Origin of the sequence: Mycobacterium tuberculosis H37Rv (assembly GCF_000195955.2) — a bacterium.
Lineage (GTDB): Bacteria > Actinomycetota > Actinomycetes > Mycobacteriales > Mycobacteriaceae > Mycobacterium > Mycobacterium tuberculosis.
Map to the genome: position 1 here is coordinate 3,267,733 of NC_000962.3, position 23,754 is coordinate 3,291,486.

Genomic DNA, 23,754 nt, shown 5'->3' on the forward strand with positions numbered 1-23,754 from the left:
ACCTGTGAGCATCCCCGAGAACGCGATCGCGGTGGTCGGCATGGCCGGCCGATTTCCGGGCGCCAAGGATGTTTCGGCGTTCTGGAGCAACCTTCGGCGCGGTAAGGAGTCGATCGTCACCCTGTCCGAACAGGAGCTGCGCGACGCCGGCGTCAGCGACAAGACGCTGGCCGATCCGGCGTATGTGCGTCGCGCCCCGCTTCTTGACGGGATCGACGAGTTCGACGCCGGCTTCTTCGGGTTCCCGCCGCTGGCCGCGCAGGTGCTGGATCCCCAACACCGGTTGTTCCTGCAGTGTGCATGGCATGCGCTCGAGGACGCGGGCGCTGACCCCGCACGGTTCGACGGCTCGATCGGCGTATACGGAACCAGCTCCCCCAGCGGCTATCTGCTGCACAACCTGCTGTCGCATCGCGACCCGAACGCTGTGTTGGCCGAGGGACTCAACTTCGACCAGTTCAGCCTGTTCTTGCAGAATGACAAGGACTTTCTGGCAACCCGGATTTCGCACGCGTTCAACCTGCGCGGGCCGAGCATCGCGGTGCAAACCGCGTGTTCATCGTCGCTGGTAGCGGTGCATCTGGCCTGCCTGAGCCTGCTATCCGGCGAATGCGACATGGCGTTGGCCGGCGGGTCGTCGCTATGCATCCCGCACCGTGTCGGCTACTTCACCTCACCGGGATCGATGGTGTCGGCGGTGGGCCACTGTCGGCCCTTCGACGTGCGGGCCGACGGCACGGTCTTCGGCAGCGGTGTCGGGTTGGTGGTGCTCAAGCCGCTGGCGGCCGCCATCGACGCCGGAGACCGGATTCACGCCGTCATCCGCGGATCGGCGATCAACAACGACGGATCGGCGAAGATGGGGTATGCGGCGCCCAACCCGGCCGCTCAAGCCGATGTCATCGCCGAAGCCCATGCGGTGTCCGGCATCGATTCGTCGACCGTGAGCTATGTCGAGTGCCACGGAACCGGCACCCCGCTCGGTGATCCTATCGAAATCCAGGGCCTGCGAGCGGCGTTCGAGGTGTCGCAGACGAGCCGTTCGGCCCCTTGTGTTCTGGGGTCGGTCAAGTCGAACATCGGCCACCTGGAAGTTGCTGCCGGCATCGCGGGTCTGATCAAAACGATTCTGTGCCTAAAGAACAAGGCACTACCCGCGACGCTGCACTACACCAGCCCGAACCCGGAACTGCGCTTGGACCAAAGTCCGTTCGTCGTGCAAAGCAAGTACGGCCCCTGGGAGTGCGACGGCGTTCGTCGTGCCGGGGTGAGTTCGTTCGGGGTCGGGGGTACCAACGCGCACGTCGTCTTGGAGGAGGCGCCAGCAGAAGCATCGGAGGTTTCAGCGCACGCCGAGCCGGCTGGCCCTCAGGTAATCCTGCTCTCGGCGCAAACGGCCGCGGCGCTCGGCGAGTCGCGGACCGCCCTGGCCGCGGCGCTAGAAACGCAAGACGGCCCGCGCCTGTCCGACGTGGCCTACACGCTCGCCCGGCGCCGCAAGCACAACGTCACGATGGCCGCCGTCGTGCACGACCGCGAGCACGCGGCCACCGTGCTGCGGGCGGCCGAGCACGACAACGTTTTCGTTGGCGAAGCCGCCCACGATGGGGAGCATGGCGATCGCGCCGACGCCGCACCCACGTCGGATCGCGTCGTTTTCCTGTTTCCCGGACAGGGCGCTCAGCACGTCGGAATGGCAAAAGGGCTCTATGACACCGAGCCGGTCTTCGCCCAACACTTCGACACCTGCGCCGCCGGATTCCGCGACGAGACAGGCATCGACTTGCATGCCGAAGTGTTCGACGGGACCGCAACAGATCTTGAGCGCATTGACCGTTCGCAACCGGCATTGTTCACGGTGGAATACGCGCTCGCGAAGTTGGTCGACACTTTCGGCGTGCGCGCCGGGGCGTACATCGGATACAGCACCGGCGAATACATCGCGGCCACCCTGGCCGGCGTATTCGACCTGCAGACAGCGATCAAAACGGTGTCGCTGCGCGCCCGCCTTATGCATGAGTCGCCGCCCGGTGCCATGGTCGCGGTGGCTCTTGGCCCCGATGACGTCACGCAGTACCTGCCACCGGAGGTCGAGCTGTCCGCGGTAAACGATCCTGGTAACTGTGTGGTCGCCGGGCCCAAAGACCAGATCCGTGCACTGCGCCAACGTCTTACCGAGGCAGGGATTCCCGTTCGCCGCGTCCGGGCAACCCACGCGTTCCATACCAGCGCGATGGATCCCATGCTGGGCCAATTCCAAGAATTCCTGTCCCGTCAACAGCTACGTCCTCCGCGCACACCGCTGCTGAGCAACCTCACCGGTAGCTGGATGTCCGACCAGCAAGTAGTCGATCCGGCCAGCTGGACGCGTCAAATCAGCTCCCCCATCAGGTTCGCCGACGAGCTGGACGTGGTGCTGGCAGCTCCAAGTCGAATCCTGGTCGAGGTTGGTCCGGGCGGCAGCCTGACCGGTTCGGCTATGCGCCACCCGAAGTGGTCGACCACGCACCGCACCGTTCGGCTTATGCGCCACCCACTGCAAGACGTCGACGACCGCGACACTTTTCTGCGCGCGCTGGGCGAACTCTGGTCTGCCGGAGTCGAGGTCGACTGGACGCCGCGGCGTCCGGCGGTGCCGCACCTCGTTTCCCTGCCGGGTTATCCATTTGCCCGTCAACGGCATTGGGTCGAACCTAACCACACGGTTTGGGCGCAGGCTCCCGGCGCAAACAACGGCTCACCGGCCGGCACTGCGGATGGTTCCACGGCCGCCACCGTCGATGCAGCCCGCAACGGAGAGTCGCAGACCGAGGTTACGCTGCAACGCATCTGGTCACAGTGCCTCGGCGTCAGCTCGGTCGATCGGAACGCCAATTTCTTCGACCTCGGCGGCGATTCTTTGATGGCGATCAGCATCGCGATGGCCGCCGCCAACGAGGGTCTGACCATCACGCCGCAGGATCTCTACGAATACCCGACCCTGGCCTCGCTGACGGCCGCCGTCGACGCGTCGTTCGCGTCCAGCGGGTTGGCGAAGCCCCCGGAGGCACAAGCGAACCCGGCGGTTCCACCCAACGTCACGTACTTCCTCGACCGCGGATTGCGCGACACCGGCCGCTGTCGTGTCCCGCTGATCCTGCGCCTGGATCCCAAGATCGGGCTACCGGATATTCGAGCGGTGCTGACCGCAGTGGTCAACCACCACGACGCATTGCGCCTGCACCTGGTCGGCAACGATGGGATATGGGAGCAGCACATCGCGGCACCCGCAGAATTCACCGGGCTTTCCAACCGGTCGGTGCCCAACGGCGTGGCTGCAGGCAGCCCCGAGGAACGGGCCGCGGTCTTGGGCATCCTGGCCGAACTCCTTGAGGATCAAACGGATCCGAACGCGCCGCTGGCTGCCGTTCATATCGCCGCCGCGCACGGCGGTCCGCACTATCTGTGCCTTGCCATACATGCGATGGTCACCGACGACTCATCGCGCCAGATCCTGGCGACCGACATCGTCACCGCGTTTGGACAACGGCTGGCAGGCGAGGAGATCACGCTGGAACCGGTCAGCACGGGGTGGCGGGAATGGTCACTGCGTTGCGCGGCCCTCGCGACGCATCCGGCGGCGCTGGACACTCGCTCGTACTGGATCGAGAATTCGACCAAGGCGACTTTGTGGCTGGCCGATGCCCTTCCCAACGCGCATACCGCCCATCCGCCCCGCGCCGACGAGCTCACCAAGTTGTCGAGCACGCTAAGCGTCGAGCAGACATCCGAGCTGGACGACGGCCGGCGCAGGTTCCGCCGGTCGATTCAGACGATCCTGCTGGCCGCCCTCGGCCGCACAATAGCTCAGACGGTAGGTGAGGGTGTGGTCGCCGTGGAGCTCGAAGGCGAGGGCCGCTCGGTGCTGCGGCCGGATGTCGACCTGCGCAGAACGGTCGGCTGGTTCACGACGTACTACCCGGTACCGCTGGCATGCGCAACAGGGCTGGGCGCGCTTGCGCAGCTGGACGCGGTGCACAACACTCTTAAGTCCGTTCCGCACTACGGAATTGGATACGGGCTGCTGCGCTACGTTTACGCCCCGACCGGACGTGTCCTGGGCGCTCAGCGCACACCCGACATTCACTTCCGGTATGCGGGCGTGATCCCCGAGCTACCGTCCGGCGATGCTCCAGTACAGTTCGACTCGGACATGACGCTTCCGGTGCGCGAACCGATCCCAGGGATGGGCCACGCCATCGAACTTCGGGTGTATCGGTTTGGTGGCTCACTGCATCTCGATTGGTGGTACGACACCCGCCGGATCCCGGCGGCAACGGCAGAAGCGCTGGAGCGGACCTTCCCGCTGGCCCTCAGCGCGCTGATCCAGGAGGCCATCGCGGCCGAGCACACAGAGCACGACGACAGCGAGATAGTCGGGGAACCCGAGGCGGGCGCTCTGGTGGACCTGTCGAGCATGGATGCCGGCTGAGGAGGATCGGATGCGCAACGACGACATGGCGGTGGTGGTTAACGGGGTTCGCAAGACCTACGGCAAGGGCAAGATTGTGGCCCTCGATGACGTGAGTTTCAAGGTGCGCCGCGGTGAAGTGATCGGGCTGCTGGGCCCCAACGGGGCCGGCAAGACGACCATGGTGGACATCTTGTCGACGCTGACCCGACCGGATGCCGGCTCGGCGATCATCGCTGGCTACGATGTTGTTTCCGAACCGGCCGGTGTACGCCGCTCGATCATGGTCACCGGGCAGCAGGTGGCCGTCGACGACGCGCTTTCCGGTGAGCAGAACCTGGTGTTGTTTGGTCGTCTGTGGGGACTGAGCAAGTCCGCGGCGCGCAAACGCGCCGCCGAACTGCTCGAGCAATTCAGCCTCGTACATGCCGGAAAGAGGCGGGTGGGCACCTACTCCGGCGGAATGCGCCGACGAATAGACATCGCGTGCGGATTGGTGGTCCAACCCCAGGTGGCGTTCTTAGACGAGCCCACCACCGGGCTCGATCCCAGGAGCCGGCAAGCTATTTGGGATCTGGTGGCCAGCTTCAAGAAGCTGGGCATTGCCACGTTGTTGACCACGCAGTATCTCGAGGAGGCGGATGCGCTCAGTGACCGCATCATCCTGATCGATCACGGCATAATCATCGCCGAAGGCACCGCGAATGAACTCAAGCACCGCGCCGGCGACACCTTCTGCGAAATAGTGCCCCGCGATCTGAAGGATCTGGACGCTATCGTCGCGGCGCTCGGTTCGCTGTTGCCCGAGCACCACAGGGCGATGCTGACGCCCGACTCAGACCGCATTACGATGCCGGCGCCTGACGGCATACGTATGCTCGTCGAGGCAGCGCGCCGGATCGACGAGGCGAGGATCGAGCTAGCCGATATTGCGCTGCGCCGACCGTCACTCGATCACGTATTCCTGGCCATGACGACCGATCCCACCGAGTCTCTGACCCATCTGGTGTCGGGGTCCGCGCGATGAGCGGCCCGGCCATAGATGCGAGCCCCGCCCTGACCTTCAACCAGTCAAGCGCGAGCATTCAGCAGCGACGCTTATCGACCGGGCGACAGATGTGGGTGCTCTATCGGCGTTTCGCCGCGCCGAGCCTACTCAACGGTGAAGTACTCACCACGGTGGGCGCGCCGATAATTTTCATGGTGGGCTTCTATATCCCGTTCGCCATACCGTGGAACCAATTTGTGGGTGGCGCCAGCTCGGGCGTCGCCAGCAACTTAGGGCAATACATCACGCCGTTGGTCACACTGCAGGCGGTCTCGTTCGCCGCGATCGGGTCGGGCTTTCGAGCCGCGACCGATTCGCTGCTAGGCGTCAATCGTCGGTTTCAGTCCATGCCGATGGCCCCGTTGACGCCACTGCTTGCCCGCGTGTGGGTGGCTGTGGACCGATGCTTCACGGGTTTGGTGATATCGCTAGTTTGCGGCTACGTCATCGGATTCCGTTTTCATCGCGGGGCCCTCTATATCGTCGGTTTTTGCCTACTGGTTATCGCGATCGGGGCTGTGCTGTCATTCGCCGCTGACCTGGTTGGCACCGTTACCAGGAACCCAGACGCGATGCTGCCGCTGCTGAGCTTGCCCATTTTGATCTTCGGACTGCTGTCCATTGGTCTCATGCCGTTAAAGCTGTTTCCGCACTGGATCCATCCATTTGTTCGCAACCAGCCGATCTCCCAGTTCGTCGCGGCGCTGCGGGCATTGGCCGGAGATACCACCAAGACAGCCTCACAGGTGAGTTGGCCTGTGATGGCTCCGACGTTGACGTGGTTGTTCGCTTTCGTGGTGATCCTGGCGCTTTCATCCACCATTGTTTTGGCTAGGCGGCCATGATCACGACGACAAGTCAGGAAATCGAGCTTGCACCCACACGTTTGCCAGGCTCGCAAAACGCTGCTCGGCTGTTCGTTGCGCAGACCCTTTTGCAGACCAACCGGTTGCTAACTCGATGGGCACGTGACTATATCACCGTTATCGGAGCGATCGTGTTACCGATTCTCTTCATGGTGGTGTTGAACATTGTGCTAGGTAACCTAGCTTATGTCGTAACCCACGACAGCGGGCTCTACAGCATTGTTCCGCTGATCGCACTCGGCGCCGCGATCACTGGGTCAACTTTTGTCGCGATCGACCTGATGCGCGAGCGCTCCTTCGGACTGCTTGCCCGACTGTGGGTGCTGCCCGTGCACCGAGCATCGGGCCTGATCTCTCGAATCCTGGCAAACGCGATTCGGACTCTGGTCACCACTTTAGTGATGCTAGGTACTGGGGTGGTATTGGGTTTCCGGTTTCGACAAGGCCTGATCCCGAGCCTCATGTGGATTAGTGTCCCGGTGATACTGGGCATCGCAATCGCGGCTATGGTCACTACCGTCGCGCTTTACACAGCACAAACCGTTGTTGTCGAAGGCGTTGAGCTGGTGCAAGCAATCGCGATCTTCTTCTCCACGGGTTTGGTGCCGCTCAACTCGTATCCAGGCTGGATTCAGCCGTTCGTCGCCCATCAGCCGGTGAGCTACGCCATCGCGGCGATGCGCGGTTTTGCAATGGGTGGTCCGGTCCTCTCTCCGATGATCGGGATGCTGGTGTGGACCGCGGGTATCTGCGTCGTATGCGCCGTACCCTTGGCCATTGGCTACCGACGGGCCAGCACGCATTGACCAGCACCGCTGGCCCGGGATGCCGTGACGAGTTGGGAGTGTTGAGATGTTTCCCGGATCTGTGATCCGAAAGCTGTCGCACAGCGAGGAAGTCTTCGCGCAGTACGAGGTTTTTACTTCCATGACAATCCAGCTGCGCGGTGTTATCGATGTCGATGCGCTGTCGGATGCCTTCGACGCCCTCTTGGAAACCCACCCAGTCCTGGCCAGCCACCTTGAGCAAAGCTCCGACGGCGGTTGGAATCTCGTTGCCGACGACCTGCTGCACTCTGGAATCTGTGTCATCGACGGCACGGCCGCCACCAACGGGTCACCGTCGGGAAACGCCGAACTACGGCTCGACCAGAGCGTGTCCCTATTGCATCTGCAGCTGATCCTCCGCGAAGGAGGAGCCGAGCTGACGCTATACCTCCATCACTGCATGGCCGATGGTCATCACGGGGCCGTTCTCGTCGACGAGCTGTTCTCCCGCTACACCGACGCGGTCACTACCGGTGACCCCGGCCCGATAACCCCGCAGCCCACGCCGCTGTCAATGGAGGCTGTGCTGGCACAGCGGGGTATCAGGAAGCAAGGGCTTTCGGGAGCTGAACGTTTTATGTCGGTGATGTATGCCTATGAGATCCCTGCCACCGAGACGCCGGCGGTCCTCGCGCATCCTGGGCTGCCCCAAGCTGTTCCGGTCACCCGACTCTGGCTTTCCAAGCAGCAGACATCGGACCTCATGGCGTTCGGCCGCGAGCATCGCCTCAGCCTTAACGCCGTGGTCGCGGCAGCCATCCTGCTGACCGAGTGGCAGCTGCGCAACACCCCGCACGTCCCGATTCCCTACGTTTACCCCGTCGACCTGCGATTTGTTCTAGCTCCCCCAGTGGCCCCGACAGAAGCTACCAATCTCCTCGGGGCGGCGTCTTACCTCGCTGAGATCGGGCCGAATACCGACATCGTGGATCTGGCAAGCGATATCGTTGCCACACTTCGGGCTGACTTGGCCAATGGTGTGATTCAGCAGTCGGGGCTCCACTTCGGCACGGCATTCGAAGGAACTCCTCCCGGCCTACCACCACTTGTCTTCTGCACTGACGCCACTTCATTTCCCACCATGCGCACACCGCCGGGCCTGGAGATCGAAGACATTAAGGGCCAATTCTATTGTTCGATCAGCGTCCCCCTCGATCTGTACTCGTGTGCCGTTTACGCAGGACAACTGATCATCGAGCATCATGGGCACATCGCGGAACCGGGGAAGTCCCTCGAGGCGATACGTTCACTGCTGTGCACCGTTCCCTCGGAGTATGGCTGGATCATGGAGTGACCTAACGAACCAGCCCGCCGATCGGGCTTCGGCCAGATCACGCACTCGCGTCCCGAACCGATCATCATATCCGCCCCAGCTGCGGTCGCGGCTGACAAGCCTTACCCCGCAGCTCACCTCATGATCTCACCACGAGGCTTGCGGCACAACAGAATTCGACCGCTATGATGCCGCCGGTGCCGCCGCCTGCTCCTCGGCCAGCGTGTCCGCCAAGTACTGGGCCAAAGCGCGGGCGGTGTTGTTTGTGGCGATGACCTTGGGGGTCAGGCGTATCCCGGTCTCGGTTTCAACGTGGGTACGCATCTCGAGCATGCCCAGCGAATCCAGGCCGTACTCGATGAATGAGCGGTCAGCGTCGATCGTGCGACGCAGGATCACACTGGCCTGCTCAACCAGCAGACGCCGTAGCCGGCCGGCCCATTCATCTTGCGGCAGCGAAAGGAGCTCCATGCGGAATTTGCTTGGGCCCCTTGACCGCTGCCCAGTGGATGCGAACATTTCACCCCACGGGCTGCGTCGGACAAGGTCGGCCAGCCATGGCGCCCCGAGGATCGGAATGTAACCGCTGTAGGCGCGGTCGTGGCGCACGAGCGTCTCGAAGGCATACGCACCTTCCTCCGGGGTGATCATGATTTCGCCCCCCTCGGCCAAGAACGTGGCGCGGCCGACCTCGCCCCACGCACCCCACGCAATCGCGCTGACCGGCAGGCCCTGGGCGCGGCGCCAGTGCGCGAAGACGTCGACCCAGCTGTTGGCCGCCGCGTAGGCGCCCTGACCCGGCGAGCCGAGCAATGCCGCTCCCGAGGAGAACAAGCAGAACCAGTCCAGCGGCTGACCGAGGGTGGCGCGGTGTAGGTTCCAGGATCCGAACACCTTGGGCGACCAGTCGCGATCGATGAGCTCATCGGTGATGTTGGTCAGCGTGGCATCCTCGACCACCGCCGCCGAGTGCAGCACACCGCGCAGCGGAAGCCCGGTAGCGGTCGCCGCACTCACCAGCCGGTCCGCCGTGTCGGGTTCGGCGATGTTGCCACACTCCACCACGATGTCGGCCCCAGCCGCGCGCAGGCCTTCGATGGTCTGCCGCGCTTTGGGGTTGGGCTGGGAACGTGCGGTCAGCACGATCCGGCCACAGCCCGCCGCGGCCAGCTTCGAGGCGAAGAACAGGCCGAGGCCACCCAGGCCGCCGGTGATGATGTAGGAGCCGTCGCGGCGGTACAGCGGAGCTTGCTCCGGGGTGACCGCCACGCTTCTACGGCCGCTACGCGGTACGTCGAGCACGAGTTTGCCGGTGTGCTCGGCGTTGCTCATTGCCCGGATGGCGTCGGCCGCCTCGGCCAACGGGTAATGAGTGCATTGCGGTGCGGTCAGCACCCCGTCTGCGGTGAGCTTGAACACCGTGGCCAGCAACTCACGGACCCGGTCGGGCTGGGTGACCGACATCAGCGCGAGGTCCAAGTAGTAGAAGGTCAGTCCGCGACGGAACGGGAACAGCCCCAGCCGGGTGTTGCCGTAAACGTCGGCCTTGCCGATTTCGACGAAGCGTCCGCCGAAGGCCAACAACTCCAGCCCCGCACGTTGGGCGGCGCCGGTCAGCGAGTTCAGCACGATATCCACGCCGTACCCGTCGGTGTCGCGCCGGATCTGCTCGGCGAACTCGACGCTGCGCGAATCGTAGACATGCTCGACGCCCATGTCGCGCAGCATGGCTCGCTTCGCGGGATTGCCGGCGGTCGCGAAAATCTCCGCTCCCTTGGCGCGGGCAATCGATATGGCCGCCTGCCCCACACCGCCGGTGGCGGAGTGAATCAACACTTTGTCACCGGCCTTGATCTGAGCCAGGTCGTTGAGCCCATACCAGGCGGTGGCATGCGCGGTGGCCGCCGTGATCGCCTGCTCATCGGTCAAGCCGGGCGGCAGCGTGACCGCGAGGTTGGCGTCACAGGTGAGGAACGTCCGCCAACAGCCACCTTCGGAGAAACCGCCAACACGATCACCGACCTGGTGACCGGTGACACCTTCCCCGACCGCAGTCACCACACCGACGAAATCCATACCCAACTGCGGCTCGCGGTCATCGATAATGGGGAATCGTCCAAACGCGATCAAAACGTCGGCGAAGTTGATGCTGGACATGCTGACCGCGACTTCGATTTGCCCGGGGCCGGGCGGAACTCGGTCACTCGCAACGAATTCCAACGTTTGCAAGTCTCCCGGCCTGCGGACCTGCACCCGCATACCGTCGTGGTCGGGATCCAAGACCGCGGTGCGCCGCTCTTCATGGCCCAGCGGACTGGGGGTCAAGCGGGCCACATACCAGTCGCCATTCCGCCAGGCCGTCTCGTCCTCTTCCGATCCGCTCAGCAGCTGCTGGGCCACCCGCTCAACGTCCGTGTGTTCGTCCACATCGATCAAGGTGGTGCGCAGCATCGGATGTTCACTGCTGATCACCCGTAGCAGACCACGCAGGCCGGCCTGCTCCAGGTTGGCTCTTTCTCCCGAGTCGTGCGGCTTCACTATCTGGGCTTGTCTGGTCACCACGAACAAGCGCGGCAGCTCGCCCTCGAATTCAGCCAGTTCCCGGGTGATCCGAACCAGGTGACGGACCTGTTCACGACCGGCCAGCAGACTGTGCTCATCGGGGTCGCCGACGCGAGGCCCATACACGATCACCACACCATCGCGGCCACGCAGCTGGCTGCCCAGCTTTTCGAGGCCAGCTTGATCGTTGGGCGGGGTGTCCTGGACCGACCAGGACAGGCTGGCGCATTCGGTGCCTTGGGGGCCGTGGGACTTCAGCGCGTCCGTCAACGTGGAAGCCAACATGTCGGGGGTGTCGACGGCGTTGGAAGTGTCGATCAATAGCCACGATCCAGCCTCGCCGTCGCCAACCTCGGGCAGCGCTCGCTGCTGCCATCCGAGGGTCAGTAGCCGCTCGCTGACTAGGCGGTCACGCTCGTCGCGTTCGGAGGTCCCGGTTCCCATGCGTAGCCCACGCACGGCCAACAGGACGGTCCCGTGCTCGTCCAGCACGTCGAGGTCGGCCTCACCACCTCGGGTCCCGTCGTTGAAGGCCTTGGTCAACCGCGTGTAGCAGTAGCGGGCATTGCGGGTAGGCCCGTAGGCACGCAGGCTGCGCACACCCAACGGCAACAGCAGGCCACCAGTGGCCGTACCGGCCTGGACGCCCGCGCCGACCGACTGGAAACAAGCGTCCAGCAGCGCCGGGTGGATTCGGTAGGCGCCCTGCTGGAACCGGATCGACGCGGGCAGCGCGACCTCGGCCAGCACCGTCGCGGCTCCCGCCTCGGCGGTATGCGCGGTGGTCAGACCACCGAACGCGGCGCCCAAAGTAACACCACGCTCGGCGAACGATTCCCGCATGGCGGTCCCGTTCACGGCGTGCGGATGCGCCTGCAGCAGAGCGGTGATGTCGTACCCCGGCGGCGGGCAGTCATCTTCGGCGGCGCGCAGCGCCGCGGTGGCATGCCGGGTGGTTTCACCGTCCCGGTTGGTCTCCACGGTGAAGTTGACGACACCAGGCGCGTCGATCGATGCGACGGCGTCGATCGGGGTCTGCTCGTCGAGCAACAACATCTGCTCAAAGGTGATGTCGCGAACCTCAGCCGCTTCGCCGAAGACCTCAGCGGCCGCAGCCAAAGCCATCTCGCAGTAGGCGGCGCCGGGAAGGGCGGCAACGTTATGCACCTGATGATCGCTGAGCCAGGACAGCACCGAGGTGCCAACGTCGCCCTGCCAGACGTGGCGCTCAGGTTCCTCAGTCAGCCGCACATGCGAGCCAAGCAACGGATGCACGGTGATGGTGCAGGCACCTTGTGCCCGCTGTTCTTGCCCATCATCGTCGATGAATAGGCGGGCGTGGGTCCACGCCGGCAGCGGCGCATCCACCAGCCGCCCAGCGGGATACAGCGCCGAATAGTCCAAAGCGGCGCCCGCGCGGTGCAGCTCCGTCAGCAAGCCGCGCAGACCATGCGGCAGAGGCTGCTCTCGCCGCATGCCGGCCAGGGCGGCGACCGACATGTCGAGGCTTCGGCCCGTCTGTTCGACGGCGTGGGTAAGCAGCGGGTGGGGCGACAGCTCCGCGAAGACCCGGTAGCCGTCCTCCATCGCAGCCTGCACCGCCGCGGCGAACTGCACCGTGTTGCGCAGATTGTCCACCCAGTAAGCGCCATCGCACACCGGCTGCTCGCGCGGGTCGAACAGGGTCGCCGAGTAGTACGGCACCTTGGGCGTCATCGGAGCAATGTCCGCCAGCGCCGCGGCCAAATCGTCGAGTATCGGATCGACTTGAGGCGAGTGCGACGCCACGTCGACGGCCACCTCGCGCGCCATCACGTCCCGCTGCTCCCAACGGGCGATGAGGTCACGAACGGTGTCGCTCGTACCGCCGATCACCGTGGATTGCGGGGACGCCACCACCGAGACCACAACATCGTCGATTCCGCGTGCCATCAGCTCCGAATTCACTTGCTTGGCGGGCAATTCCACCGAGCCCATGGCACCAGCACCGGCTATGCGGGTCATCAGCTTCGAGCGGCGGCAAATGACGCGCGCCGCGTCCTCGAGCGACAGTGCCCCCGCGACGACGGCCGCGGCCGACTCACCCATCGAGTGTCCGACGACCGCGCCCGGCCGCACTCCGTAGGTTTGCTCCATGGTGGCGGCCAACGCGACCTGAACGGCGAACACTGCCGGCTGCACTTTGTCGATTCCGGTCACGGTCTGCTGCGCCGTTATCGCCTCGGTCACCGAGAATCCCGATTCTGCGGCGATCACCGGCTCCAGCTTGGCGATGGTGGCCGCGAACACTGGTTCGCTGGCGAGCAATTGCGTGCCCATCGCCGCCCACTGCGACCCTTGCCCGGAGAAGACCCAGACCGGTCCTCGATCACCGTGTCCCACCGCCGCGTCATAGAGGGCGTCACCGTCGGCCACCTCGCGCAAACCCTCGACGAGCTCCGGCAGGTTGGCGGCAACCACCGCGGTGCGCACCGGCCGGTGCGCGCGGCCACGCGCCAGCGTGTAGGCCAGATCCGAGGCCGCCACGCAGTCCTGGTGTTCTTCCACCCAGGTGGCTAGTTGGCGGGCCGTCTGGCGCAGTGCGTCGCTGGACGTGGACGACAGCATGAATAGCCGCGGGCCCACCTCAGCGTCGCCCGGTGAACTCTCGGGTGCGGAAGCTTCTGCTGGGGCCTCTTCCACGATGGCATGCACGTTGGTCCCGGACATCCCGAACGAGGACACCGCGACCCGCTTCGGTGTGTGATCATTACCGTTGGGCCACGGCGTAACCGCTTGCGGCACAAAGAGCCCGGTCTCGACGTCGGAAAGCTCATCGGGCAGCCGATTGAAATGCAGCAGCGGCGGCACCACCCCGTGCCGCAGTGACAGAATTGCCTTGATCAGCCCGACGGTCCCCGCCGATGCCGTGCTGTGCCCCATGTTGCTCTTGGCCGATCCAAGCGCGCAGGGGGTGCCCGCGCCATACACCCGCGCCAGGCTGCGGTACTCAATCGGGTCGCCGATTGGCGTACCGGTGCCGTGCGCCTCGACCACACCGACCGTTTCGGGCTGCACGCCCGCCGCCGCCAACGCCGCACGGTACACGGCAACCTGGGCGTCCTCGGACGGCATGGTGAGCGTCTCCGTGCGGCCGTCCTGATTGGTGGCCGTGCCACGCACCACGGCGAAGATCCGATTACCGTCGCGCAGCGCATCCGGCAGTCGCTTCAGCAACACCATCGCGCAGCCCTCGGAACGCACAAACCCATCCGCGTCAGCATCGAATGAATGGCACCGACCGGTTGACGACAGCATGCCCTGCGCAGACGCCGCCACACTGGCATGCGGCTCCAGCAGCACCGCACAACCGCCCGCCAAAGCGAGGTCAGCTTCGCCGTCATGCAGGCTGCGGCAGGCCAGGTGCACCGCCATCAGACCCGAAGAACACGCGGTGTCAAACGTCATCGCCGGACCATGTAGACCCAATGTGTGCGCGATCCGCCCTGACGCCACACTGTTGTTGAGGCCGGTAACCACATATGGACTGGCCAAACCGCCCGCCGTTGTGGTGAGTACCAGGTAGTCCTCGTGGGTCAGCCCAGTAAAAACGGCCGTCGAGGACCCGGCCAACGACGCCGGATCCAGACCAGCATGCTCGATCGCCTCCCACGACGTTTCCAGCAGTAGCCGCTGCTGCGGATCGATCGAGGTCGCTTCCCGCTCGCTAATCCCGAAGAACTCAGCATCGAAACCGGCGACGTCGTCAAGGAACCCACCCCACCGGGACACCGACCGCCCGGGAACCCCTGGCTCAGGGTCGTAATAGTCGTCGGCGTCCCAGCGGTCGGGCGGAATCTCGGTGACCAAGTCATCACCGCGCAGCAACGACTCCCACAGTTTGTCGGGCGAGTTGATCCCCCCAGGAAGCCGACATCCCATCCCGATCACCGCAACGGGAGTGACACGTGATTCCATACTCTTCCAACCTCGTCTCAGCTCAACCGGTGTTACCCGACGACATCAGCGAATTTTCACACCGGGAATGAAACGGCCGCGGTGCCGCTCTCCCAGCTCTTAAGTAATCCGAGCCAACCCGGATCCCGACACCAAAGACAAGTGTTACACGACGCCAAGACCCCCCGCGGGTAGCGCTGGAATACTAACACGAGCACATGTGCTCGCGACCGAGTCTCACCTCGGACCTGGGCAAATGACCCCATGTCGCAGGTGCATGGAGTTGTTCGGGCAGTCTCGGCGAGGTTGCAGGGCTGTTCGACCAGCGGATTTCGACACTCGGTAACGCAAGCCAGTTAGGGGCGGTCATCGGTGATGCTGCGCCACGAAGCACTACATCCGTTGCACCGCAATTATTTTCGGTGCCCGCATGACGGGCGCAATGCCTTAATTGCGTTAGCCGGCGACCCGCCGCGGGGGCGGCGCCACATCACATCCGACCGTGTCCGATGGTGGACCCATGGCGAGCCGGCAAACCCCTGCTGAGCTGGCCAGATGCGACTTGGCTAAGACCGCGGAGCGCGAGCACACCCCGACGGCGACTGCGACAACTCCAAGCGTGGCCGGTAACGTGATGCCCATGAGTGTGCGTTCCCTTCCCGCTGCGTTGCGCGCGTGTGCGCGTCTGCAACCCCATGACCCGGCCTTCACGTTTATGGATTACGAACAGGACTGGGACGGCGTTGCGATAACCCTGACGTGGTCGCAGCTGTATCGGCGAACGCTGAATGTGGCACAGGAGCTGAGCCGTTGTGGTTCCACGGGTGACCGCGTGGTGATCTCTGCTCCGCAGGGACTCGAGTACGTCGTCGCCTTTCTCGGCGCGTTGCAGGCCGGGCGCATCGCCGTGCCGCTTTCGGTTCCACAAGGCGGCGTTACCGATGAACGTTCCGATTCGGTACTGAGTGATTCGTCGCCGGTGGCCATTCTCACTACATCGTCTGCCGTGGACGACGTCGTGCAACATGTTGCGCGGCGGCCCGGGGAATCCCCGCCATCAATTATCGAAGTTGATTTGCTCGATCTGGACGCTCCGAATGGGTATACCTTCAAAGAAGACGAGTATCCATCTACCGCGTATTTGCAATACACCTCCGGGTCCACCCGCACGCCCGCTGGCGTGGTGATGTCCCATCAGAACGTTCGGGTTAATTTCGAACAGCTGATGTCTGGCTACTTTGCGGATACCGACGGGATTCCACCGCCAAATTCCGCACTCGTATCCTGGCTACCCTTCTACCACGACATGGGTTTGGTAATAGGAATTTGCGCACCAATTCTGGGTGGATACCCCGCGGTGCTCACCAGCCCGGTGTCGTTCCTGCAGCGCCCGGCCCGGTGGATGCACTTGATGGCCAGCGATTTTCACGCCTTTTCGGCAGCACCGAATTTCGCCTTTGAACTAGCGGCACGAAGAACAACCGACGACGACATGGCCGGGCGTGACCTCGGCAACATACTGACCATCCTCAGCGGTAGCGAGCGGGTACAGGCCGCGACGATCAAGCGCTTCGCCGACCGCTTTGCTCGCTTCAATCTGCAGGAGAGGGTGATCCGGCCTTCATACGGGCTCGCAGAAGCAACGGTGTACGTGGCGACGAGCAAACCGGGTCAACCACCGGAGACCGTCGACTTCGATACTGAAAGTTTATCCGCCGGCCATGCGAAGCCGTGCGCAGGCGGCGGCGCTACATCGTTGATCAGCTACATGTTGCCGCGGTCACCGATCGTGCGGATCGTCGACTCGGACACCTGCATCGAATGTCCGGACGGAACCGTCGGCGAGATCTGGGTGCACGGCGACAACGTCGCTAATGGCTATTGGCAAAAACCCGACGAGAGTGAGCGCACGTTCGGCGGAAAGATTGTCACCCCTTCGCCGGGCACACCCGAAGGTCCTTGGCTAAGAACGGGCGACTCAGGTTTCGTCACCGATGGCAAAATGTTCATCATCGGTCGGATCAAAGATCTCCTAATTGTGTACGGACGCAACCACTCCCCCGACGACATCGAGGCAACGATCCAGGAGATCACCCGCGGGCGCTGCGCGGCGATCTCGGTTCCCGGTGACCGCAGCACCGAAAAGCTGGTCGCCATTATCGAACTCAAGAAGCGTGGCGACTCAGATCAGGACGCGATGGCTAGACTGGGCGCTATTAAACGCGAAGTCACGTCGGCTTTATCGAGTTCGCACGGTCTCAGCGTCGCGGATCTGGTTCTGGTTGCGCCTGGCTCGATCCCCATTACCACCAGCGGGAAGGTCAGGAGAGGGGCGTGTGTCGAGCAATATCGACAGGATCAATTCGCCCGCTTGGATGCCTAGTCCGGCTGGCCGTCTACACAGAATTCGGTATATCCGTTTGAAAAAGTCCTCCCCGGACTGCCGCGCCACCATCACCAGCGGGTCAGCCGACGGTCAGCGAAGGTCACCCCGGCTCACCAACCTGCTCGTCGTCGCCGCCTGGGTTGCCGCGGCGGTGATCGCAAATCTGCTTCTCACGTTCACGCAAGCAGAACCGCACGACACCAGCCCGGCGCTGCTGCCACAAGATGCCAAGACAGCCGCCGCCACCAGCCGGATTGCGCAGGCTTTCCCCGGCACCGGTAGCAACGCTATCGCCTATCTCGTCGTGGAAGGCGGCAGCACGCTTGAGCCGCAGGACCAGCCTTACTACGACGCCGCCGTCGGTGCCCTGCGCGCCGACACCCGCCACGTGGGATCCGTCCTCGACTGGTGGTCAGATCCCGTCACCGCCCCGCTGGGAACCAGCCCCGACGGCCGCTCCGCTACGGCCATGGTGTGGCTGCGGGGCGAGGCGGGCACCACCCAAGCTGCCGAATCCCTCGATGCCGTCCGATCGGTGCTGCGCCAGTTACCGCCCAGTGAGGGGCTTCGCGCCAGCATCGTGGTCCCGGCAATCACCAACGACATGCCGATGCAGATAACCGCCTGGCAGAGCGCGACGATCGTGACCGTTGCGGCGGTGATCGCCGTCCTACTGCTGCTGCGGGCGCGCCTGTCGGTGCGGGCCGCGGCGATCGTGCTGCTGACCGCGGACTTGTCGCTTGCGGTGGCCTGGCCGCTGGCCGCGGTGGTGCGGGGACACGATTGGGGAACCGATTCGGTATTTTCTTGGACGCTGGCCGCGGTCCTGACGATCGGAACCATCACCGCAGCCACCATGCTGGCCGCGCGGCTCGGGTCCGACGCAGGTCATTCGGCCGCGCCCACATACCGCGACAGCCTGCCCGCGTTCGCCCTGCCCGGGGCGTGTGTCGCCATATTCACCGGCCCGCTGCTGCTGGCCCGAACCCCAGCGCTGCACGGAGTTGGCACTGCCGGGCTAGGTGTCTTTGTGGCACTTGCGGCTTCGTTGACGGTGCTGCCTGCCCTGATCGCGCTTGCCGGAGCGTCACGGCAGTTACCGGCACCAACCACGGGTGCCGGCTGGACAGGCCGGTTGTCGCTACCCGTCTCTTCTGCTTCGGCCCTGGGCACAGCGGCAGTGCTGGCGATCTGCATGCTACCCATCATCGGGATGCGGTGGGGTGTGGCCGAGAACCCGACAAGGCAAGGCGGCGCACAAGTCCTTCCGGGGAATGCGCTTCCCGATGTGGTGGTGATCAAATCCGCTCGGGACCTGAGGGACCCAGCCGCGCTCATCGCCATCAACCAGGTCAGCCACCGTCTGGTGGAGGTTCCCGGTGTGCGCAAGGTGGAGTCGGCGGCATGGCCGGCCGGTGTCCCGTGGACCGACGCCTCGCTCAGTTCCGCGGCCGGCAGGCTCGCCGACCAGCTGGGTCAGCAGGCCGGATCGTTCGTGCCGGCGGTGACTGCGATCAAATCGATGAAGTCCATAATCGAACAGATGAGCGGCGCGGTCGACCAACTGGACAGCACCGTGAACGTGACTCTCGCCGGGGCAAGGCAAGCACAGCAATACCTCGATCCCATGCTCGCCGCCGCGCGGAACCTCAAAAACAAAACCACCGAACTGTCGGAATACCTGGAAACGATCCACACCTGGATTGTCGGCTTCACAAACTGCCCCGACGACGTCCTGTGCACGGCCATGCGCAAGGTCATTGAACCCTACGACATCGTGGTCACCGGCATGAACGAGCTGTCCACTGGCGCCGACCGCATCTCCGCGATATCGACACAGACAATGAGCGCGTTGTCCTCGGCACCGCGGATGGTGGCGCAGATGCGGTCGGCGCTAGCACAGGTGCGCTCGTTCGTACCCAAGCTGGAAACAACCATCCAGGACGCCATGCCGCAAATAGCGCAGGCGTCGGCGATGCTGAAGAATCTCAGCGCCGATTTCGCCGATACCGGTGAGGGCGGCTTCCACCTGTCCAGGAAGGACCTGGCGGACCCGTCGTACCGGCACGTACGGGAATCGATGTTCTCGTCAGACGGAACCGCCACCCGGCTGTTCCTCTATTCTGACGGACAACTGGACCTTGCTGCGGCAGCACGCGCGCAGCAGCTCGAGATCGCCGCGGGCAAGGCGATGAAATACGGAAGCCTGGTCGACAGCCAGGTCACGGTGGGTGGGGCCGCGCAAATAGCCGCGGCTGTCCGCGATGCCCTCATCCACGATGCTGTGCTACTGGCCGTTATCTTGCTCACGGTAGTGGCTCTGGCCAGCATGTGGCGCGGTGCCGTCCACGGTGCTGCGGTTGGCGTGGGTGTGCTGGCCTCTTACCTCGCCGCCCTGGGGGTCTCGATTGCACTGTGGCAACACCTACTGGATCGCGAGCTCAACGCCTTGGTCCCGCTGGTGTCGTTCGCCGTCCTCGCTTCGTGCGGCGTCCCGTATCTCGTTGCCGGCATCAAAGCCGGTCGTATCGCCGACGAGGCAACGGGTGCGCGGTCCAAGGGGGCGGTATCCGGGCGGGGAGCGGTTGCGCCGCTTGCGGCGCTCGGTGGCGTATTCGGCGCTGGCCTGGTGCTGGTGTCGGGAGGTTCCTTCAGCGTGCTCAGTCAGATTGGCACGGTTGTTGTGCTCGGTCTGGGCGTGCTGATCACGGTGCAGCGAGCGTGGCTTCCGACCACGCCAGGGCGGCGTTGACCGCCTGTTCGAGACCCCATGCCACGCTCGGCTGGCCGACGACGATCACCCATCGCAGACACCACACTTGGTAGGGGTTGCCAGTTGTTGGCCGGGTGAGTGGTCGGCGCGCCGTTGCCCGGGGTAGGGTTCGAGGTCTTTGGATGATGGGCGTTTCCACGCTGCCCAAAGGATGACCTCGACGTGTCCGAGTTCACGTTGACCGCGTGAAGTTAAACCGGTGCCGAGCGTGCACTGAGGGCGAAATCCGGCGCCGATTTTCCGCCCTGAGTTCACGTTGGGCGACGGCGCCCATGAACGACGCCACATCGCACATGGCGCTCAGGCCAAGCACCAGCCCATCTCCGTCGCCGGCCACCGTCACCGATCGAACGACCTCGACCCCCGCCCTGGCAACAACACGCCGCTGCCCTCTACACCTCCGCGCTGTCGAAAATTGTCACGGAGCCTTGCGGGGGCTGGTGCGACTGATATGACGCACCTTCCGCCAGAGGCTAGCCCGACGTTTACTGACGTTACTGCTGCTTACCGTTTGTCGACGGCACGTGAAAACTGACCCCGGCGCGGCACCCGAATTTTGACCCCCTGGTCGGGTGGACTGGCTCTACCCGAGCCAGGAGGACCGAAGGGAATGTTGACTGTGGAAGATTGGGCTGAGATTCGCCGATTGCATCGCGCGGAGGGTTTGCCGATCAAGATGATCGCCCGGGTGCTGGGGATTTCCAAGAACACGGTGAAGTCAGCGTTGGAATCAAACCAGCAGCCGAAATATGAACGGGCACCGCAGGGTTCGATCGTTGATGCGGTTGAGCCGCGGATCCGGGAGTTGTTGCAGGCCTATCCGACGATGCCGGCGACGGTGATCGCCGAGCGGATCGGCTGGGAGCGCTCGATTCGGGTGCTCTCGGCGCGGGTGGCCGAGCTGCGCCCGGTGTATCTGCCGCCGGACCCGGCGTCGCGCACCACGTATGTGGCAGGCGAAATTGCCCAGTGCGACTTCTGGTTTCCGCCGATCGAGTTGCCGGTAGGGTTCGGGCAGACCCGCACGGCCAAACAGTTGCCGGTGCTGACCATGGTGTGCGCCTATTCGCGCTGGCTGTTGGCGATGCTGCTGCCCAGCAGGTGTGCCGAGGACCTGTTCGCCGGCTGGTGGCGGCTGATCGAGGCGTTGGGGGCGGTGCCGCGGGTGTTGGTGTGGGATGGCGAGGGCGCGATCGGGCGCTGGCGCGGCGGGCGGTCGGAGTTGACCACTGAGTGTCAGGCGTTCCGCGGCACGCTGGCGGCCAAGGTGCTCATCTGCCGGCCGGCCGACCCGGAGGCCAAGGGCCTCATTGAACGGGCCCACGACTACCTGGAGCGCTCGTTTTTGCCCGGGCGGGTGTTTGCCTCGCCGGCCGATTTCAACGCCCAACTGGGCGCCTGGCTGGCGCTGGTGAACACCCGCACCCGCCGGGCGCTGGGTTGTGCGCCCACCGATCGCATCGGCGCGGATCGGGCCGCGATGCTGAGCTTGCCGCCGGTGGCGCCGGCCACCGGGTGGTGCACCTCGCTGCGGCTGCCCCGGGATCACTATGTGCGCTGCGATTCCAACGACTACTCGGTGCACCCGGGTGTGATCGGGCATCGGGTGCTGGTGCGCGCCGACCTGGAGCGGGTGCATGTGTTCTGCGACGGTGAGCTGGTCGCCGACCACGAGCGGATCTGGGCGGTCCATCAGACGGTCTCCGATCCCGCACATGTGGAGGCGGCGAAGGTGTTGCGCCGCCGGCACTTCAGTGCAGCATCACCGGTAGTTGAGCCGCAGGTGCAGGTCCGCTCACTGAGCGACTACGATGACGCGCTGGGAGTCGACATCGATGGCGGGGTGGCCTGATGCCCACCACCAAAGCCACCCAGCGCCGTGATGTTTCCACCGAGATCGCTTACCTGACAAGAGCATTGAAAGCTCCCACCCTGCGTGAGTCAGTGTCCCGGCTGGCCGATCGCGCCCGCGCCGAGAACTGGAGCCACGAAGAATACCTGGCCGCCTGCCTGCAGCGGGAAGTGTCAGCCCGGGAGTCCCATGGTGGTGAGGGCCGCATCCGCGCCGCCCGCTTCCCGGCTCGGAAGTCGTTGGAAGAGTTCGACTTTGAGCATGCTCGTGGCCTCAAACGCGACACCATCGCACATCTGGGCACCCTGGATTTCATCACCGCCCGCGATAACGTCGTGTTTTTGGGCCCCGCCTGGCACCGGGAAGACTCATCTTGCGGTCGGCCTGGCGATACGCGCGTGTCAGGCCGGTCATCGGGTGCTGTTCGCCACCGCCGCCGAATGGGTAGCACGGCTCGCCGAGGCTCACCACGCCGGGCGCATCTACGCCGAACTCACCCGGCTTTGCCGCTATCCGCTCCTGGTGGTTGACGAAGTCGGCTACATTCCGTTTGAGCCCGAGGCCGCCAACCTCTTCTTCCAGCTGGTGTCCTCCCGGTATGAGCGGGCCAGCTTGATCGTCACGTCCAATAAGGCCTTCGGCCGGTGGGGCGAGGTTTTCGGCGGCGACGACGTCGTTGCTGCCGCCATGATCGACCGCCTCGTCCACCATGCTGAAGTCGTCGCCCTCAAAGGCGACAGCTACCGGCTCAAAGACCGCGACCTCGGCCGCGTCCCACCAGCCGGAACCACCGAAGAATAACCACCAACCGCCCGGTCTAGGGGGTCAATTTTCAGATGCCGTCAGGGGGTCAGTTTTCGGGTGCCGTTGACACCGTTCACAAGGGCGTTTCGAGCAACGCGTCGACGCAACTTCGGCCTAGTCGACGTTGACGGGTTCGTTCCATTTCGACTGCGTGAGCTGAATCGACCCGGATCCGAGGTCGATGCTCGCTCGGACGAGGTGGTGCGAGCCGTCCTGGGCAATCCACACGGTCGCCGGCCTTGCACTCTTGGCGCCAGGATCAAGCATCTTGACAGAGCTCGCGGGGATGGTCCCGGTGATTTTGGTGGTCGAAATTCCGTCTATCACTTCGGTACCTTGCGCTTGGAGGTTCGTGACACCGGACAGCAGCTGCGTCACCCCAGCGGCAGGATCGAGCACGCGTGAAGTTGACAGTTCAGAAATCGAGCCGAGATTGCTCCAGTCGTCGAACAGTTTCACCGAGATGTTGTCGCCTTGTACCCGAAACGGGACACCCTGCTCGTCGTTGTAGGTGCATACGCCCTTTGCCGCGAGCGGATTGGCCCGGACGTCGACATCGGCACTGGTAATACCCAGCAAGCTGTCGACTTTCCCGGTTGTTCGGACCGCTACGTGCACGCTGGTCAACCCTTTTGTCGCATCAAGCGACTGCCTGATCTCGGCGAGGAGCGCGGGGTCGGACGCCGTCGGGCTCACGGGAACACCCTGTTCCTCGGCATCAGGTTTCGGCGAAGAACATCCTGATAGCCACAACGCCAGGCAGGCACCTAGCACCACCAGAACAGCGGACGTCACCGCCCGTTTTCCATCATTCATTTGCGCTCACTACCTCGATTGTCAAATGGGCCCGCAGGCCGAATGCAGGTTGATTGGATCACGCTGGGCATGACTGCCCGCCTCCTCACTCGCGCCATTCCGGCGCTCGCCGTCGCCGGGCCCCGCCAAATTGCCCGCCTCCTCACTCGCGCCATTCCGGC

12 protein-coding genes and 1 other annotated feature are annotated in these 23,754 nt (G+C 64.3%); of the genes, 10 read left to right on the forward strand and 2 right to left on the reverse strand.

Annotation, left to right across the window (positions count from 1 at the left end; all coding sequences use genetic code 11):
- Window positions 1-4: 4 nt before the first annotated feature.
- From ppsE to papA5, 5 genes are read left to right on the forward strand one after another with little or no spacing between them, the layout of a single operon-like run.
- On the forward strand, window positions 5-4,471 hold the full coding sequence (ppsE, locus tag Rv2935) for a phthiocerol synthesis polyketide synthase type I PpsE (protein ID NP_217451.1): 4,467 nt from the start codon (window positions 5-7) through the stop codon (window positions 4,469-4,471).
- A gap of 10 nt (window positions 4,472-4,481) precedes the next feature.
- The gene (gene drrA / locus Rv2936) at window positions 4,482-5,477 is read left to right on the forward strand and encodes a daunorubicin ABC transporter ATP-binding protein DrrA (RefSeq protein NP_217452.1); all 996 of its coding nucleotides are present in this window, start codon (window positions 4,482-4,484) and stop codon (window positions 5,475-5,477) included.
- Window positions 5,474-6,343, forward strand: coding sequence for a daunorubicin ABC transporter permease DrrB (gene drrB, locus Rv2937; RefSeq protein NP_217453.1), 870 nt, complete (start codon window positions 5,474-5,476; stop codon window positions 6,341-6,343). Before drrA ends, drrB begins: the two co-directional genes overlap by 4 nt.
- Window positions 6,340-7,170 (forward strand): daunorubicin ABC transporter permease DrrC, encoded by an 831-nt coding sequence (gene drrC / locus Rv2938; RefSeq protein ID NP_217454.1) that lies wholly within the window; start codon window positions 6,340-6,342, stop codon window positions 7,168-7,170. The genes drrB and drrC overlap by 4 nt, the downstream gene beginning before the upstream one ends.
- Window positions 7,171-7,216: 46 nt before the next feature.
- Window positions 7,217-8,485, forward strand: a complete 1,269-nt coding sequence (gene papA5 / locus Rv2939; protein NP_217455.1) for a phthiocerol/phthiodiolone dimycocerosyl transferase — start codon at window positions 7,217-7,219, stop codon at window positions 8,483-8,485.
- Between the two features lie 162 nt (window positions 8,486-8,647).
- Here papA5 and mas read toward each other — a convergent pair whose 3' ends face one another.
- The gene (gene mas / locus Rv2940c; protein NP_217456.1) at window positions 8,648-14,983 is read right to left on the reverse strand and encodes a multifunctional mycocerosic acid synthase; all 6,336 of its coding nucleotides are present in this window, start codon (window positions 14,981-14,983) and stop codon (window positions 8,648-8,650) included.
- Between the two features lie 619 nt (window positions 14,984-15,602).
- Here mas and fadD28 point away from each other — a divergent pair.
- From fadD28 to Rv2944, 5 genes are all read left to right on the forward strand, one after another.
- On the forward strand, window positions 15,603-17,345 hold the full coding sequence (gene fadD28 / locus Rv2941) for a long-chain-fatty-acid--AMP ligase FadD28 (RefSeq protein NP_217457.1): 1,743 nt from the start codon (window positions 15,603-15,605) through the stop codon (window positions 17,343-17,345).
- Window positions 17,338-20,100 carry a transmembrane transport protein MmpL7 gene (gene mmpL7 / locus Rv2942; RefSeq protein ID NP_217458.1) on the forward strand — a complete coding sequence of 921 codons (2,763 nt, stop codon included), beginning with the start codon at window positions 17,338-17,340 and terminating at the stop codon, window positions 20,098-20,100. Before fadD28 ends, mmpL7 begins: the two co-directional genes overlap by 8 nt.
- Window positions 20,101-20,730: 630 nt before the next feature.
- Window positions 20,731-22,772, forward strand: a mobile genetic element (IS1533, len: 2042 nt. Minimum region corresponding to Insertion sequence IS1533.).
- Window positions 20,732-21,973: an insertion sequence element IS1533 transposase gene (locus Rv2943; RefSeq protein NP_217459.1), complete on the forward strand. Its 1,242-nt coding sequence runs from the start codon at window positions 20,732-20,734 to the stop codon at window positions 21,971-21,973. Its footprint overlaps the feature before it by 1,242 nt.
- Entirely contained in the window at window positions 21,973-22,503 is a 531-nt protein-coding gene (locus Rv2943A; protein ID YP_177680.1) for a transposase, read from the forward strand. It lies within the feature at window positions 20,731-22,772. Before Rv2943 ends, Rv2943A begins: the two co-directional genes overlap by 1 nt.
- Window positions 22,058-22,774: an insertion sequence element IS1533 transposase gene (locus Rv2944; protein ID NP_217460.1), complete on the forward strand. Its 717-nt coding sequence runs from the start codon at window positions 22,058-22,060 to the stop codon at window positions 22,772-22,774. The genes Rv2943A and Rv2944 overlap by 446 nt, the downstream gene beginning before the upstream one ends.
- A 117-nt stretch (window positions 22,775-22,891) precedes the next feature.
- Here the strand turns inward: Rv2944 and lppX are convergent, their stop codons facing one another.
- Window positions 22,892-23,593 carry a lipoprotein LppX gene (gene lppX / locus Rv2945c; protein ID NP_217461.1) on the reverse strand — a complete coding sequence of 234 codons (702 nt, stop codon included), beginning with the start codon at window positions 23,591-23,593 and terminating at the stop codon, window positions 22,892-22,894.
- Between the last annotated feature and the right edge of the window lie 161 nt (window positions 23,594-23,754).

Excerpts from the sequence above, each read along its gene's own strand:
- lppX (NP_217461.1), bottom strand. The coding sequence starts at position 23,593 with ATGAATGATGGAAAACGGGCGGTGACGTCCGCTGTTCTGGTGGTGCTA.
- drrA (NP_217452.1), top strand. The coding sequence starts at position 4,482 with ATGCGCAACGACGACATGGCGGTGGTGGTTAACGGGGTTCGCAAGACC.
- fadD28 (NP_217457.1), top strand. The coding sequence starts at position 15,603 with ATGAGTGTGCGTTCCCTTCCCGCTGCGTTGCGCGCGTGTGCGCGTCTG.
- papA5 (NP_217455.1), top strand. The coding sequence starts at position 7,217 with ATGTTTCCCGGATCTGTGATCCGAAAGCTGTCGCACAGCGAGGAAGTC.
- mas (NP_217456.1), bottom strand. The coding sequence starts at position 14,983 with ATGGAATCACGTGTCACTCCCGTTGCGGTGATCGGGATGGGATGTCGG.
- drrC (NP_217454.1), top strand. The coding sequence starts at position 6,340 with ATGATCACGACGACAAGTCAGGAAATCGAGCTTGCACCCACACGTTTG.
- Rv2943A (YP_177680.1), top strand. The coding sequence starts at position 21,973 with ATGCCCACCACCAAAGCCACCCAGCGCCGTGATGTTTCCACCGAGATC.
- Rv2943 (NP_217459.1), top strand. The coding sequence starts at position 20,732 with ATGTTGACTGTGGAAGATTGGGCTGAGATTCGCCGATTGCATCGCGCG.
- mmpL7 (NP_217458.1), top strand. The coding sequence starts at position 17,338 with ATGCCTAGTCCGGCTGGCCGTCTACACAGAATTCGGTATATCCGTTTG.
- drrB (NP_217453.1), top strand. The coding sequence starts at position 5,474 with ATGAGCGGCCCGGCCATAGATGCGAGCCCCGCCCTGACCTTCAACCAG.